The following is a 13154-nucleotide window of genomic DNA, read 5'->3' as shown; positions in this document are numbered from 1 at the left end:
TCCCTTACGGGAGATAGCCGGGAATCAGTCCGAAGCGATAGCCCAACATCAGCAGGACAAAGATTACGATCGACAGGCCAACACGCAAGGTCAGCGCCTTCACGGTGCGTTCGCCTTCTCCCTGATCCCGAAAGAGAAAGAAAAGCCCGGAAAACAGGCTGATGATCACGCCAAGCAAGATGACAAGGATGATGAGCTTGAACATGGCCGACTCCAGTAGGACGAGCGGCAATTATGCGCGCGCCACGCTGCTGACGGCAACCGATGCGCCTGCGCAGAAACCCGCGCCATCTGTACGTCGTTTCCGGCCGCGTCTGTGGCCGACCCTGGCGGCCGCGCTTCTGCTGCCCGTTTTCATTGCTGCTGGACAATGGCAGTGGACTAAAGCCGGCAGCAAGAACGCTCTGCAACAGCAGCTCGACGCCCGTGGCGCCGAACCGGCGATGGCACTGCCCAGCACGCCGGTCGATGCGCAGTCGCTGCGTTATCGCAAAATCACCGCGCGCGGCTATTACGAACCTCAGTACCAGATTCTGATCGACAATCGTACCCATCGCGAACAGGCTGGCTATCACGTGATCACCCCGCTGCGTCTCGAAGGCAGTGAAATGCGCCTGCTCATCAATCGTGGCTGGGTGCCGGCGCTGGCCGAACATCGCCAGTTACCGCAGTTGACAACCCCGATTGGTCCTCTCGAAGTAGTAGGCACAGCGGTGCTCCCTGGCACACGCTTCTTTACCCTCGGCGCAGACAGCGCAAGCGCCAAGACCGGATGGCAAAGCGTCTGGCAAAATCTGGATGTGGCTGCGTATAGCAAGGTCGTCAGTTTTCCGATCCAACCCGTCGTCATAGAACTCGACGCTCACAGCGCAGCCGGCGGTTTTGTCCGCGAATGGCGCCGTCCCGACGAACGAGTGCAGACCAATCTTGGTTATGCCCTGCAATGGTGGGCTTTCGCCGCAACCACTGTGGTGCTCTGGCTGGTCGTCAATTTTCGCCGACCCTCCTGACTTTTACCGGAACCCCCATGCCGACCATGACCGCAGCCCTGCCAACGCCAAATTCTTCACGACGCACGCTATTGTTGCTGGCAACCATATTCTTTCTGCCCTTCTTCATCAGTAGTGGACTGTTCTGGCTGGACTGGCGCCCTGGGAAGTTCGCCAACCACGGCGACCTGCTGCAACCACCCCGCCCTCTGCCGGAAACCGGCCTTTTGCATGGCGATGGACGCCCCCTGCCGAGTACCGAATTGCGCGGCAAATGGCTGCTGCTGATGCCTGTCCAGGATGTATGCAACGCCAGTTGTCAGACCAGACTGCAGCAGATGCTTCAGGTGCACGTCGCACTTAACAAGGAGCAAAGCCGTCTGCAGCGTGTCCTCTTCGTTGGCGGTGCGGCCGATACGGCAAATCTGGTGCAGGTGCAGCAGCGCTTCCCCGATCTGGTCATTGCCAGCGTACCGTCCGGGACCGCAGTCGATGCCTGGGAGCGCGCACTTGATGGTCGTGGGCACCCTATATACATTGTCGACCCGCTAGGCAATGTCATGATGCGCTATGCCGAGCCGAACGATCTGCGCGGCGTACTCAAGGATCTTGAGCGCCTGCTGAAGTATTCCTGGATCCGCTAACCGTTTTAGGAGGAGTTGCATGTCCGTCACTGTCAGACGCCACCAGGTCACCGCCCCGCGCCCACTTGGGCAGCGCCTCGCTGACTTCTTTGGTTTGTGCAAACCGCGCGTTAATAGCTTGATCGTGTTTACCGCGATGATCGGCATGTTTCTCGCCACGCCCGACTTTCCACCGCTTGGCCTCTTCCTCGCCGCGTCGGCAGGAATCGCCCTGGTCGCCGGTGCGGCGGCGGCGATCAACTGCCTGGTCGAAAGGACAGTTGATGCGCGCATGGCGCGAACCCGAGCCCGGCCGACGGCACGGGGAAGCGTTTCGCCGGCCGAGACCCTGGCCTTGGCTACTCTGGTCGGCGGTAACGGTCTGTGGCTGCTCTACGCCTTGGTCAATCCCCTGACCATGTGGCTGACGCTGGCTACCTTCCTCGGCTACGCGGTGATCTACACCCTCCTGCTCAAACCGGCGACGCCGATGAACATCGTGATCGGCGGTGCTTCGGGGGCCATGCCCCCGCTTCTCGGCTGGACCGCGATGACCGGCAATGTCGGCCCGGAAGCGCTGATTCTCTTCCTGATCATTTTCATCTGGACACCGCCACACTTCTGGGCGCTGGCCTGCTACCGGCGCGCTGATTATGCCAAGGCCGGCCTGCCGATGCTGCCGGTCACGCACGGTGTCGAGTTCACCTGCTTGCACAGCTTGCTTTACGTTGTCATGCTCAGCGGCGCGACGGTGCTGCCCTACACCCTGGGCATGAGCGGGCTGGGGTATCTGGCTGCGGTACTGGTATTGGACGCGATCTTTCTGGCATACGCTATCGCCTTGTGGCGCAATTACAGCGATGCATTGGCCAAGCGTACCTTCCGCTGGTCGATCATCTATCTGACACTGCTCTTCGCCGTACTACTGGCTGACCATTTCATCTGAGCAGCCATGCGCCTTTATCGCCAACTGCTGGTCGTCGCCACGCTGCTTGCCTTTGGCGTGATCTTGCTCGGCGCCTATGTCCGCCTGTCGGACGCCGGACTAGGCTGCCCCGACTGGCCCGGTTGCTACGGTCAGCTGATTGGCGTCCCCGCCGCTGCGCACGAGCAGTCAGCCGCGTTGCAAGCCTTCCCCGGCAAGCCGGTCGAGGGGCACAAGGCGTGGAAGGAAATGGTGCATCGCTACTTTGCCGGCGGCCTTGGCCTACTGATCGCTCTTATCGCGCTGCTCGCCTGGCGACACCATCGCGCCCTGCACCAGTCGCCATGGCTCCCGAGCGTATTGGTCGGCGTCGTCGGCGTACAGGCACTGCTCGGCATGTGGACCGTCACCTTGCTGCTCAAACCGGTGATCGTCAGCGCCCATCTGCTCGGCGGCATGATGACTTTGTCCCTGCTGGTCTGGCTGCTGCTGCGCCAGCACCACGGCGGGCAGCTTTTATTTGGGGGAGAGTTGCGAGCACTCAGAATTCACGCTGCGCTTGCCCTGTTCGTGGTCGGCGTCCAAATTGCACTCGGCGGCTGGGTGAGCAGCAACTACGCCGCCCTGGCCTGCGGCGACTTTCCGACCTGCCTTGGCGTCTGGCTGCCGGAGATGGACTTCGCCCAGGGTTTTCAGATGCGTCGCGAACTTGGCCAGAGCGCTGATGGCGCGCTGCTCTCGAACACTGCGCTGACGGCCATTCATTGGTCACACCGGTTTGGCGCACTGATTGTGACGGTAATCGTTGGCCGACTGGCCTGGGTTTTACGCCGACCCGAATGGCGCCCGTGGGGACGACTGCTCGCCGCCGCCTTGCTCGTTCAGGTCGGGCTGGGCATCGCTAACATCCTGCTTGCGCTGCCCCTGCCTGTCGCCGTTGCCCACAACGCTGGCGCCGCTGTCCTGCTCAGCGTGACTCTGGCATTCAATTTCCAGCTTTGGCAAGCGTCAAGTCACACCGCGTAGGAGTGCCGCCAGCAGCTTGTCGTGGATACCGCCGAAACCGCCATTGCTCATCACCAGGATCTGGTCGCCGGAATGTGCGGCAGCAACGATGCGCTTGACGAGAGCGTCCAGATTGTCGGCGACGACCGCCTTGTCGCCCAGCGGCGCCAGAGCCTCGGCGGCGTCCCAGCCGAGATTGGCGCCATAGCAGAACACCTGATCGGCGTCTGCCAGGCTGGCCGGCAGTTGCGCCTTCATGACACCAAGTTTCATGGTGTTCGAGCGCGGCTCAAGGACGGCCAGAATACGCGGCGCATTGGCCCCGCCACCTATCTTGCGACGTAATCCGGCGACTGTTGTAGCAATTGCCGTCGGGTGATGGGCGAAATCGTCGTAGACGCTGATGCCGCGAACGGTGCCACGCAGTTCAAGCCGGCGCTTGACATTTTCAAAGCGCGACAAGGCCGCCAGCCCTTGGTCCAGCGGAACGCCAACGTGTCGCGCAGCGAGCAGCGCCGCCACGGCGTTAGCGCGATTGTGCTCGCCGTTCACGGCCCACTGCGTGGCGCCGATCTCCTGTTCGCCACGCATCAGGCGTAACGAGCCATCAGCGTCATTGCCTTGGCCATGCCAGCCCGAAAGCGCGTTAAAAGGTTCGACTGGCGTCCAGCAGCCTCGCGCCAGGACTCGCTCGAGGCTGGTTTCAGCGGCGTTACTGAGCAACAGGCCTTGGCGTGGCATAGTACGCACTAAATGGTGAAATTGTGTTTCGATCGCAGCCAGATCGACGAAGATATCCGCATGATCGAACTCAAGGTTGTTCAGAATCAAAGTTCTTGGCCGGTAGTGGATGAACTTCGAACGCTTGTCGCAAAAGGCAGTGTCGTATTCGTCGGCTTCGATCACAAAGAACGGAGAATCGCTTGATTTCCCCGATAGTCTTGCCGATACGCCGAAGTTTATTGGGACGCCACCAATCAGGAAGCCCGGATTTAGGCCGGCATCTTCGAGAATCCAGGCCAGCATTGCCGAGGTCGTTGTTTTGCCATGCGTTCCGGCGACCGCCAGCACCCAACGCCCCTGCAAAACATTATCGGCCAGCCATTGGGGGCCGGAAACGTAGGGCAGGCCGCGATCCAGCAGTTCTTCCAGCAGCGGGTTACCGCGTGAAATGGCATTGCCCACCACATAGCAATCCGGCTTGAGAGCGATCTGCTCGCTGCCGTAGCCTTCGACGAGTTCGATGCCAGCGGCTTCAAGCTGCGTGCTCATCGGCGGATAAACGCCACTGTCGCAGCCGGTGACTCGGTGTCCGGCAGTGCGAGCCAGCTGGGCTATGCCACCCATGAAGGTGCCGCAGATGCCAAGAATATGAATATGCATTTAAAAAATCCAAGTTAGAATTGGCCGACAGCCCCGGCGCCGAAGCGCGTGAATTGTACCCTTGCAGACGTGTTAAATCGTTAGCAAAACGAGTTAACCGACATCCACACCATGCCCCGAGCCAACGATCACCGGAATACCACTCAATTGCGCAAACTGATTGCCAGCGCCGCCGCCCGGCTGATCGCCGAGAATGGCATCAGTGATTATGCGCTGGCCAAGCGCAAGGCGGCGAGTGGCCTGGGCCTGCCGGAAAACACCCACCTCCCTGAAAACGCCGAGATCGACACTGAGTTGCAAATTTACCAGCGCCTGTTCCAGGATGAAGAGCACAATGCAAGAGTTGACTATCTTCGGCAAAAAGCCAGTGAAATAATGGTGATCATGCATAGATTTAATCCCTATCTTACAGGCCCGGTGCTCGACGGGAGTGCTGGCCGTTATGCCGAAATAGACATTCAGTTATTCACCGATAACGCCAAGGATGTCGAAATATTCATGCTCAACCAGCATTTTGACTACGAGCACAGCGTTCCGCGCTCGCCACGCGCGGAAGCTGTGCTGACTATCCATGACGAGGACGCCGTAGTCAATCTGATTGTTTATCCGGCACGCGAGGAGCGCATCATGTTCAAGACCCGTGACGGCAAAATTCGGCAGCACGCCCGCCTCGACGCCGTAAATAGACTTTTGAATTCTCCAGGCACGGACATCCCATGAGAAGGAGAAAATCCCTTTTCGCAGGTCTTGTCGTCGCTATCGCGGCCCTGGTTGCCGGTACCTATCTTGGTTTTGTCGCGCGCGCGCCCGAAACTTCCTTGCCAGTCGTATCCGGCGCAGCCATTGCGCGCCTTTTTGCTACCCGTTTGGTCGACGCCAACGGCAAAGTTCAGGCGCTCTCTCAGTGGCAGGGAAAAACTTTGGTCGTCAACTTCTGGGCAAGTTGGTGCCCACCCTGCCGTGAGGAAATGCCCTATTTTTCACGGTTACAAACAAAATATTCAGCAAATGGCGTTCAATTTGTTGGCATCGCTCTTGATACGGCAGACAACGTCATCAGTTTCTCGAAGCAGCAAGCAGTCAGCTACCCACTTCTCATCGCCGATTCGGAAGGTGCCGAACTGATCCGAGATCTTGGTAATTCGCGCCTGGCACTGCCCTATACCGTTGTTCTCGGGCCCGGCGGCGAGGCTCAACTGGCTCGGCTGGGCCGCATTTTCGAACAGGAACTCGATACGCTGCTGCCAAAAATTGTCCGGCGATAAAAATGCTGTGATATACGGCAAACTTGCAGACATAACGGTGTAAAATCTTCCATTGCCAGACAAAACTCACAGGGATTTTCGCCCTGTCTGGATGGAAAATCCCTGAAATTGCTTGCAATCGAGCACTTTGAAAAATCAAATCAAGTCAGGCTGAGTTCACGGCAACCAGCCGCGCCAGCCTTATCCTGCTGGCAATTATCTGTTCTAGAAGGAGGCTATTAATGGATTTGCGCAAACTCAAGAAGCTCATTGATCTGGTCGAGGAATCAGGCATTACCGAACTTGAAGTCACCGAGGGCGAGGAACGGGTTCGTATCGCCAAACAACCCCTGGCTGCTCCTCAGCAAACCTATATGATGCCGCAAGCAGCGTCACTGGCCGCCCCAGTACTTGCTGCAACAGTGGCCACGGCCGCAGAGGAATCCGATCTGCCTAACGGGCAGGTCGTCAAATCGCCGATGGTCGGCACCTTCTACCGCTCGGCCAGCCCCGGTTCCGACCCCTTTGTCGAAATCGGCAGCGCTGTCAAGTCAGGCGAAACGCTGTGCATCGTCGAGGCCATGAAACTGCTCAATGAAATTGAATCTGACTGCTCCGGAACAGTAAAAGCCATCCTGGTCGAGAATGGTCAGCCGGTCGAGTATGGCGAACCCCTATTCATCATCGGCTAAGGGGGCGTTGCGCCATGTTCGGAAAAGTGCTCATTGCCAATCGTGGGGAAATTGCCCTGCGCATCCAGCGTGCCTGCCGTGAGTTGGGAATCAAGACGGTCGTTGTGCATTCCGAGGCCGACCGCGATGCCAAATACGTCAAACTCGCCGACGAATCGGTGTGTATCGGCCCGCCTCCATCCAATCTGAGCTATCTGAACGTTCCGGCGATCATCTCGGCGGCCGAGGTTACAGACGCTGAGGCGATCCACCCCGGTTACGGTTTTCTCTCGGAGAACGCCGATTTTGCTGAACGAATTGAATCGTCTGGCTTCGTTTTCATCGGCCCGCGCCCCGAAACAATCCGTCTGATGGGCGACAAGGTTTCGGCCAAGGACGCCATGAAGGTGGCCGGCGTTCCCTGCGTTCCCGGTTCCGAGGGCGCACTGCCCGAAGACCCAAAGGAAATCATCCGAACCGCCAAGGCTGTCGGTTACCCGGTAATCATCAAAGCCGCTGGCGGTGGTGGTGGACGCGGCATGCGGGTGGTGCATACCGAAGCCGCGCTGCTCAATGCGGTAGTCATGACGCGTTCGGAAGCACAAAGCTTTTTCGGCAACCCCAACGTTTACATGGAGAGGTTCCTCGAAAACCCGCGCCATGTGGAAATTCAGGTGCTGGCCGATAGTTTCAGGAATGCCGTTTATCTTGGCGAGCGTGATTGCTCAATGCAGCGTCGCCACCAGAAGATCATCGAAGAAGCGCCGGCGCCCGGAATCCCAACGCGTCATATTGCACGCATCGGTGAGCGCTGTGCTGAAGCCTGTCGGCGTATCAATTATCGTGGCGCCGGCACCTTCGAGTTCCTCTATGAGAATGGCGAGTTTTATTTTATTGAAATGAACACCCGGATTCAGGTCGAACATCCGGTGACTGAAATGATTACCGGCGTTGATTTAGTGCAGGAGCAAATTCGTGTCGCTGCCGGCGAAAAGTTGCGCTTCAGGCAGCGCGACCTGAGTTTTCGCGGTCACGCTATTGAATGTCGCATTAACGCCGAAGATCCCTACACGTTTGTTCCATTTCCTGGAAAAATCACCACTTATCATCCGCCCGGCGGTCCTGGTATTCGAGTCGACTCGCATGTCTATCAAGGGTACACCGTCCCGCAGCACTATGACTCGATGGTGGCCAAGGTGATCGCCTACGGCGATAGCCGTGACCAGGCCATTCGTCGCATGCGCATCGCACTGTCGGAGATGAGTATCGAAGGCATTAAGACAAACATCGCGCTGCACCAGGAACTGATGCAGGACGCTCGCTTCATCAAGGGTGGAATGAACATTCACTACCTTGAGAAAAAACTCGCCGCCCAAGGCGAGGTAAAGAAAGACGGCTGAGCCGGCACCATGGCCTGGCTTTCCGTCACTATTGAAACCGACTGCCAGCATGCCGAGGCGCTTGCAGACGCTTTGCTTGAAGCTGGCGCCCTGTCGGCCAGCATTGAGGATGCCGACGCTGGAACGCCGAACGAAACGCCACAATTCGGCGAACCCGGTTCGCCGACCACACCGGGTTGGGAACGTTCACGTGTCGTTGCCCTGCTCGAATCCGACGCCGATGTTAAAGCCTTGATCGCCATCTGTGCCCCACTCGCCGGACTTGACCCGCTTCCGACGTTCACTCAGGACGTGGTCGCTGAGCAGAACTGGGTGCAACTTACCCAGTCGCAGTTCGACCCGATTCGCGTTTCTGAGCGTCTGTGGATTGTTCCATCCTGGCATCAAGCCCCTGATCCGGACGCCATTAATCTGATCCTCGATCCGGGAATGGCTTTTGGCACGGGCTCCCATCCAACCACCCGTCTTTGTCTTGAATGGCTGGAGCGTTCGGTTACTCTCGGCGTCTCGATTCTTGATTACGGCTGCGGATCAGGTATCCTGGCCATTGCAGCGGCCAAGCTCGGAGCCAGCGTCGTTTTCGGTGCCGACATTGATTTGCAGGCCGTCAGCGCGGCAAGAAGCAACGCCAAAGCAAACGATGTAAGTGCACGCTTTGACGATTCGGCAAAGGACATCAAGGAGCAGTTTGATATTGTGGTCGCCAACATCCTCTCCAATCCGCTCAAGGCGCTGGCCCCGGCGATCTGTTCATACATCCGTCCGGGCGGCAAGCTTGCGCTCTCTGGAATTCTTATTGAACAGGCGGAAGATTTGATCGCCAGTTATGCCCCCTATGCCACGCTGAGTGTCACCGACACGCGGGATGGCTGGGTCTGTCTGACGGGAATTAAACCGAGGCGATGAAAACTCGCTGCCCCGACTGCCAGACGACCTTCCGCGTTACCCCGGAACAATTGAAGGCGCGCGCCGGGAAGGTGCGTTGCGGGCAATGCCAGACTGTTTTCAATGCCCTCGACAGCCTGCTTGATGAAGCGAAGACAAGCGCCCCATCGGCGCCGCAGTCCACGCTGCCGTTAGAGCCGGCTGCTCAAGTCACTGGCGATCAGGCAGCCGGCTTCGTGTCTGAAACACCCGCTCCCGAGGTCGATTCAAGCCCAGCCGTTGTACTGCCATTGAGTGAAGCCGCCGTACAAGAACTGGGCAGGGCAACCGGGCTCATCATGCCGCGTGAGACTACCGGTATCCCCGGCTACAGCAAGTGGAGCGAAGGGGTGATGGCCGAACCGGTGTCGCTGTCGGTCGACAAGGCCGCCCGCTGGCCCTTTGTCCTCGCCGCCCTGCTGCTTCTTCTTGCTCTTGCAGGACAACTGGTCTTCCGTTTTCGCAGCGAGATCGCCATTACGATGCCCAGCTTGCGCCCAGTACTTGAGTTGCTGTGCCAGACGCTCGACGTTGATATTCCCCTGCCCCGCCACGTCGAATTGGTGAACATAGAAATGTCCGACCTGCAAACCGACCCGGCACGCGGTAATCTGCTCGTGCTCAATGCCTCGCTGCGCAACCGGGCGAACTACGGACAAGCCTATCCTTCACTTGAACTCTCATTGACCGATACGCAGGATGCCGCTATCGCCCGTCGTGTTTTCCCCCCCAGCGAGTATCTTTCAGCAAAGACACCAGCCGACCAGCCTTTTGCGGCCAACTCCGATATCACCGTGCGTCTCTGGATCGATGCCAAAGGCATCAGTGCGGCCGGCTATCGCCTGTACGTCTTCTATCCCTGACCTGGTTTTGACTGCACGCCAGAAAGCGTCAGTAGCCGGGTGCTATAATTTTCCCCTTCCACTTATCACTCATTCCAAAAATCCCCTATGTCCACGCTCATTTGCGGCTCTATGGCTTACGACAACATCATGGTATTCCGTGATCGTTTCAAAAATCATATTTTGCCCGAACAGATTCATATTCTGAATGTTGCCTTTCTCGTCCCCGAGATGCGCCGCGAATTCGGTGGCTGCGCGGGAAACATTGCCTATAGCCTAAAACTGCTCGGTGGCGATCCCTTGATCATGGCCACTGTCGGCGATGACGCCGACCCCTACCTCGCGCGCCTGGACAGTCTTGGCCTATCTCGCACTCATGTGCAACGTGTCGCCGGCAGCTTTACCGCACAGGCTTTCATCACAACCGATCTGGACGATAACCAGATTACTGCCTTCCACCCTGGCGCGATGAGTTTTGCGCACCTCAACAAGGTCACCGAAGTCAGCGGAGCCAAACTGGGGATCGTGGCTCCCAACGGCCGCGAAGGAATGATCGAGCACGCGCGTGATTTTGCCGCCGCCGGCATTCCCTTCATTTTCGACCCTGGTCAGGGGCTGCCGATGTTTTCTGGCGATGAGCTGATGACGTTCATGAAACTTGCCGATTTTGCCTGCTTCAACGACTACGAAGCGAAGCTGCTGTGCGACCGTAGCGGCCTCTCGCTGGAGCAGCTGGCGGGTGAGGTCCAGGCGCTGATTGTGACGCGCGGTGGTGAGGGCTCACATATTTACGCCGAGGGGCAACGCTTCGAGATTCCCTGCGTTGAAGCTGATGAACTGGTAGACCCGACCGGCTGCGGGGATGCCTACCGTTCCGGCCTTCTTTACGGAATCGCTAACGGCTGGGATTGGGAGAAGACAGGGCGGCTGGCGGCACTGATGGGGTCGATCAAGATTGCCCATCGTGGCGGACAGAATCACTGCCCGGATCGCCAGGAAATCGGCGACCGTTTTGCTAAAGCTTTCGGCAATGCACTTTGGTAACTTGCTAAAGGAATGACAATGAACGCTCTGAAAATTTGTTCTGTACTGTTGATTTCGCTGATTCTCGCCGGCTGTGCGACCAGCAAATCAGGTGACGTTTACTCACGCGACCAGGCCAGGCGCGAGATGCTGGTGCGCAGCGGCGTCGTCGAGAGTATTCGTGAAGTGACCATGGAGGGCACTCAGTCGGGCGTTGGCGGGTTGGCCGGTGCGGCGGTCGGCGGCGTGGCAGGCAGCAACGTCGGCGGCGGTAAGGGGCAAATCGTCGGAGCAATTTTCGGTGCTGTACTTGGCGGCATGGCGGGTTCGGCGATTGAAGAAAGCGCCAGCAAGAAAAATGCGCTGGAAATTACGGTCAGGCTTGATGGTGGCCAGTTGATCGCCGTGGTTCAGGAAATGGGCGAGATTTTCAATCCGGGGGAACGGGTTCGCATCCTGAGCGGCAATGGCTCGACGCGAGTCACCCATTAACCCCCGGGCTGATGATCCAAGTACGCCCGACGCCTTACCTGATCCGTGTTTTCCGTGGCCTCAGGCTGGGGTTGCACTTCGCCTGGATCGCTCTGGGCACTGCGCTCCTTTACCCGCTAATTGGCACCGTGGGTCAAGCGCGGCTAAAACAGCGCTGGTCGCTACAGACCCTGAAGATTCTTTGCGTTCGACTTGAAACGCAGCCGTCCGACGCGCCTCCCGGCAGCCTGATCGTTGCCAATCACGTCTCCTGGCTTGACATTTTTGTCATTAATACTCTGCGCCCAGCGGCCTTTGTCGCCAAGGCCGAGATCCGTCAGTGGCCATTCATCGGCTGGTTGGGCGCACGTAATGACACGGTCTTTCTGCACCGAGGCAGCCGCGGACACGCCAAGGTGGTCAATGGAGAAATCAACGCCTTGCTCAATACCGGTGTCGATGTCGCTATTTTCCCTGAGGGAACGACAACCGACGGGACCCATATGCTCAGCTTCCACGCTGCTTTATTACAACCTGTGATCGAAACCAGACGTCCAGTTCTGCCGCTGGCGCTGTCCTATCACGATGAGCAGGGCAACCTCAGCCAGGCCCCCTCGTTTGCCGGCAATACGACGCTCAGCCAGTGTTTTTTGGCCATTTTCGCCTGCCGATCGCTGACCGCACGCCTGCGTCCAGCGCCAGCAATTGATACCTCAGGACAGACCCGGCGCGAGCTCTCACAGGCGGCGCACGCCGCCATCGCTACCAGGCTCGGATTTCTTCCGGCGAGCAATCCATCTGAAAAATTGCCCGATCCTCAAGCCGGATAGCCGTCAGCGGGCCGCCCCACAGGCAGCCGGAATCGATCGCCAATAGGTTGGGCATGATTTTAAGTCCCAGTGCTGACCAGTGACCGGTAATCAGCACTGTATTCGCACTGCGCCGACCCGGCACCTCAAACCATGGCAGATAACCCGCCGGCGCCTTGGCCAGTTCCCCTTTGACCTTAAAATCCATCACACCATCGGGCGAGCAGAAGCGCATACGTGTCATGGCATTGACGATGACACGCAGACGCGGCCAACCCTCAAGGTCGTCTTGCCAGTAGGCGGGATCACTACCCCACATATTGGCCAGGAAGGTGCGCCAATCAGCCTCGGTCAGCGCCGCCTCGACTTCGGCAGCCAGTGCGCGCGCCCTGGCTGCCGTCCACTGCGGCAGCAATCCGGCATGCACCAGGCAATAGTCGCCTTCGACATGGCACAGGGGTCGATACCGTAGCCAGTCGAGCAGTACTTCGCAATCCGGTGCAGCGAGAATTTCATCGAAGGTGTCTCCCTTGCCTCTCTTACCGAAACCTTCGGCAGCCATCAGCAAGGAAAGATCATGATTGCCGAGAACAGTTATCGCCGCCTGACCGAGATCACGAACGAAACGCAGTGTCTCCAGAGAACGTGGCCCACGATTGACGAGATCGCCGACCAGCCAAAGCCGATCGTTAGCCGAATCGAAGGCGCAGTGCTCAAGCAAGCGGGTCAATGAATCGAAACAACCCTGAATGTCGCCGATCGCATAGGTTGCCAAGCGCTTCTCCCAGATTCTTACATCGCCCGACGGCGGAAACTCAGTTCTGCCCAACTAAATAGAGATTTCA

The 13154-nt window shown here is 58.3% G+C and carries 16 protein-coding genes; 13 read left to right on the top strand and 3 right to left on the bottom strand.

Features of this window, described 5'->3' with window-relative positions; translation table 11 throughout:
* Positions 1–4 precede the first annotated feature (4 nt).
* Positions 5–205, bottom strand: a complete 201-nt coding sequence (locus Q1J43_RS13485) for a twin transmembrane helix small protein (RefSeq protein ID WP_301103021.1) — start codon at positions 203–205, stop codon at positions 5–7.
* Here Q1J43_RS13485 and Q1J43_RS13480 point away from each other — a divergent pair.
* The 4 genes from Q1J43_RS13480 to Q1J43_RS13465 are packed head-to-tail and all read left to right on the top strand — an operon-like array spanning position 204 to position 3563.
* Positions 204–1010 (top strand): SURF1 family protein, encoded by an 807-nt coding sequence (locus Q1J43_RS13480; protein WP_301103020.1) that lies wholly within the window; start codon positions 204–206, stop codon positions 1008–1010. The two genes, Q1J43_RS13485 and Q1J43_RS13480, sit on opposite strands and share 2 nt — an antisense overlap.
* 17 nt (positions 1011–1027) lie before the next feature.
* Positions 1028–1633 (top strand): hypothetical protein, encoded by a 606-nt coding sequence (locus tag Q1J43_RS13475; protein WP_301103019.1) that lies wholly within the window; start codon positions 1028–1030, stop codon positions 1631–1633.
* A gap of 19 nt (positions 1634–1652) precedes the next feature.
* Positions 1653–2558: a heme o synthase gene (gene cyoE / locus Q1J43_RS13470; RefSeq protein WP_301103018.1), complete on the top strand. Its 906-nt coding sequence runs from the start codon at positions 1653–1655 to the stop codon at positions 2556–2558.
* Between the two features lie 6 nt (positions 2559–2564).
* Positions 2565–3563 (top strand): COX15/CtaA family protein, encoded by a 999-nt coding sequence (locus Q1J43_RS13465; RefSeq protein ID WP_301103017.1) that lies wholly within the window; start codon positions 2565–2567, stop codon positions 3561–3563.
* Here the strand turns inward: Q1J43_RS13465 and mpl are convergent.
* Entirely contained in the window at positions 3546–4925 is a 1380-nt protein-coding gene (gene mpl / locus Q1J43_RS13460) for a UDP-N-acetylmuramate:L-alanyl-gamma-D-glutamyl-meso-diaminopimelate ligase (RefSeq protein ID WP_301103016.1), read from the bottom strand. The two genes, Q1J43_RS13465 and mpl, sit on opposite strands and share 18 nt — an antisense overlap.
* A gap of 111 nt (positions 4926–5036) precedes the next feature.
* On the opposite strand from mpl, the gene Q1J43_RS13455 reads away from it, so the two are divergent.
* The 9 genes from Q1J43_RS13455 (at position 5037) to Q1J43_RS13415 (ending at position 12330) form a co-directional block, all read left to right on the top strand.
* Positions 5037–5645 (top strand): hypothetical protein, encoded by a 609-nt coding sequence (locus tag Q1J43_RS13455; protein ID WP_301103015.1) that lies wholly within the window; start codon positions 5037–5039, stop codon positions 5643–5645.
* Complete coding sequence (locus Q1J43_RS13450; protein WP_301103014.1) at positions 5642–6190, top strand: TlpA disulfide reductase family protein; 549 nt, start codon at positions 5642–5644, stop codon at positions 6188–6190. Before Q1J43_RS13455 ends, Q1J43_RS13450 begins: the two co-directional genes overlap by 4 nt.
* A 221-nt stretch (positions 6191–6411) precedes the next feature.
* Complete coding sequence (accB, locus tag Q1J43_RS13445; protein WP_301103013.1) at positions 6412–6861, top strand: acetyl-CoA carboxylase biotin carboxyl carrier protein; 450 nt, start codon at positions 6412–6414, stop codon at positions 6859–6861.
* A gap of 14 nt (positions 6862–6875) precedes the next feature.
* Positions 6876–8240 (top strand): acetyl-CoA carboxylase biotin carboxylase subunit, encoded by a 1365-nt coding sequence (gene accC, locus Q1J43_RS13440; RefSeq protein ID WP_301103012.1) that lies wholly within the window; start codon positions 6876–6878, stop codon positions 8238–8240.
* 9 nt (positions 8241–8249) lie between these two features.
* Positions 8250–9146: a 50S ribosomal protein L11 methyltransferase gene (gene prmA / locus Q1J43_RS13435; RefSeq protein ID WP_301103011.1), complete on the top strand. Its 897-nt coding sequence runs from the start codon at positions 8250–8252 to the stop codon at positions 9144–9146.
* Positions 9143–10027 (top strand): DUF3426 domain-containing protein, encoded by an 885-nt coding sequence (locus tag Q1J43_RS13430; protein WP_301103010.1) that lies wholly within the window; start codon positions 9143–9145, stop codon positions 10025–10027. The genes prmA and Q1J43_RS13430 overlap by 4 nt, the downstream gene beginning before the upstream one ends.
* An 87-nt stretch (positions 10028–10114) precedes the next feature.
* Positions 10115–11050, top strand: a complete 936-nt coding sequence (locus Q1J43_RS13425) for a carbohydrate kinase family protein (RefSeq protein ID WP_301103009.1) — start codon at positions 10115–10117, stop codon at positions 11048–11050.
* Positions 11051–11068: 18 nt separating this feature from the next.
* On the top strand, positions 11069–11521 hold the full coding sequence (locus Q1J43_RS13420) for a glycine zipper 2TM domain-containing protein (protein WP_366141919.1): 453 nt from the start codon (positions 11069–11071) through the stop codon (positions 11519–11521).
* Between the two features lie 11 nt (positions 11522–11532).
* Positions 11533–12330, top strand: a complete 798-nt coding sequence (locus Q1J43_RS13415) for a lysophospholipid acyltransferase family protein (protein ID WP_301103007.1) — start codon at positions 11533–11535, stop codon at positions 12328–12330.
* Here the strand turns inward: Q1J43_RS13415 and Q1J43_RS13410 are convergent.
* Positions 12263–13084: a symmetrical bis(5'-nucleosyl)-tetraphosphatase gene (locus tag Q1J43_RS13410; RefSeq protein WP_301103006.1), complete on the bottom strand. Its 822-nt coding sequence runs from the start codon at positions 13082–13084 to the stop codon at positions 12263–12265. The genes Q1J43_RS13415 and Q1J43_RS13410 overlap by 68 nt on opposite strands.
* Positions 13085–13154 lie beyond the last annotated feature (70 nt).

Source organism: Propionivibrio sp. (genome assembly GCF_029255185.1).
In the GTDB taxonomy this organism is placed as follows: domain Bacteria; phylum Pseudomonadota; class Gammaproteobacteria; order Burkholderiales; family Rhodocyclaceae; genus Propionivibrio.
The sequence above is the reverse complement of the archived record's forward strand: the minus strand, read 5'-3'. Positions and strand labels throughout refer to the sequence as shown.

Bases quoted from the DNA above. Each gene is read 5' to 3' on its own strand.
- Q1J43_RS13480 (WP_301103020.1), top strand. From the start codon at position 204: ATGGCCGACTCCAGTAGGACGAGCGGCAATTATGCGCGCGCCACGCTG.
- Q1J43_RS13485 (WP_301103021.1), bottom strand. From the start codon at position 205: ATGTTCAAGCTCATCATCCTTGTCATCTTGCTTGGCGTGATCATCAGC.
- Q1J43_RS13475 (WP_301103019.1), top strand. From the start codon at position 1,028: ATGCCGACCATGACCGCAGCCCTGCCAACGCCAAATTCTTCACGACGC.
- cyoE (WP_301103018.1), top strand. From the start codon at position 1,653: ATGTCCGTCACTGTCAGACGCCACCAGGTCACCGCCCCGCGCCCACTT.
- Q1J43_RS13465 (WP_301103017.1), top strand. From the start codon at position 2,565: ATGCGCCTTTATCGCCAACTGCTGGTCGTCGCCACGCTGCTTGCCTTT.
- mpl (WP_301103016.1), bottom strand. From the start codon at position 4,925: ATGCATATTCATATTCTTGGCATCTGCGGCACCTTCATGGGTGGCATA.
- Q1J43_RS13455 (WP_301103015.1), top strand. From the start codon at position 5,037: ATGCCCCGAGCCAACGATCACCGGAATACCACTCAATTGCGCAAACTG.
- Q1J43_RS13450 (WP_301103014.1), top strand. From the start codon at position 5,642: ATGAGAAGGAGAAAATCCCTTTTCGCAGGTCTTGTCGTCGCTATCGCG.
- accB (WP_301103013.1), top strand. From the start codon at position 6,412: ATGGATTTGCGCAAACTCAAGAAGCTCATTGATCTGGTCGAGGAATCA.
- accC (WP_301103012.1), top strand. From the start codon at position 6,876: ATGTTCGGAAAAGTGCTCATTGCCAATCGTGGGGAAATTGCCCTGCGC.
- prmA (WP_301103011.1), top strand. From the start codon at position 8,250: ATGGCCTGGCTTTCCGTCACTATTGAAACCGACTGCCAGCATGCCGAG.
- Q1J43_RS13430 (WP_301103010.1), top strand. From the start codon at position 9,143: ATGAAAACTCGCTGCCCCGACTGCCAGACGACCTTCCGCGTTACCCCG.
- Q1J43_RS13425 (WP_301103009.1), top strand. From the start codon at position 10,115: ATGTCCACGCTCATTTGCGGCTCTATGGCTTACGACAACATCATGGTA.
- Q1J43_RS13420 (WP_366141919.1), top strand. From the start codon at position 11,069: ATGAACGCTCTGAAAATTTGTTCTGTACTGTTGATTTCGCTGATTCTC.
- Q1J43_RS13415 (WP_301103007.1), top strand. From the start codon at position 11,533: ATGATCCAAGTACGCCCGACGCCTTACCTGATCCGTGTTTTCCGTGGC.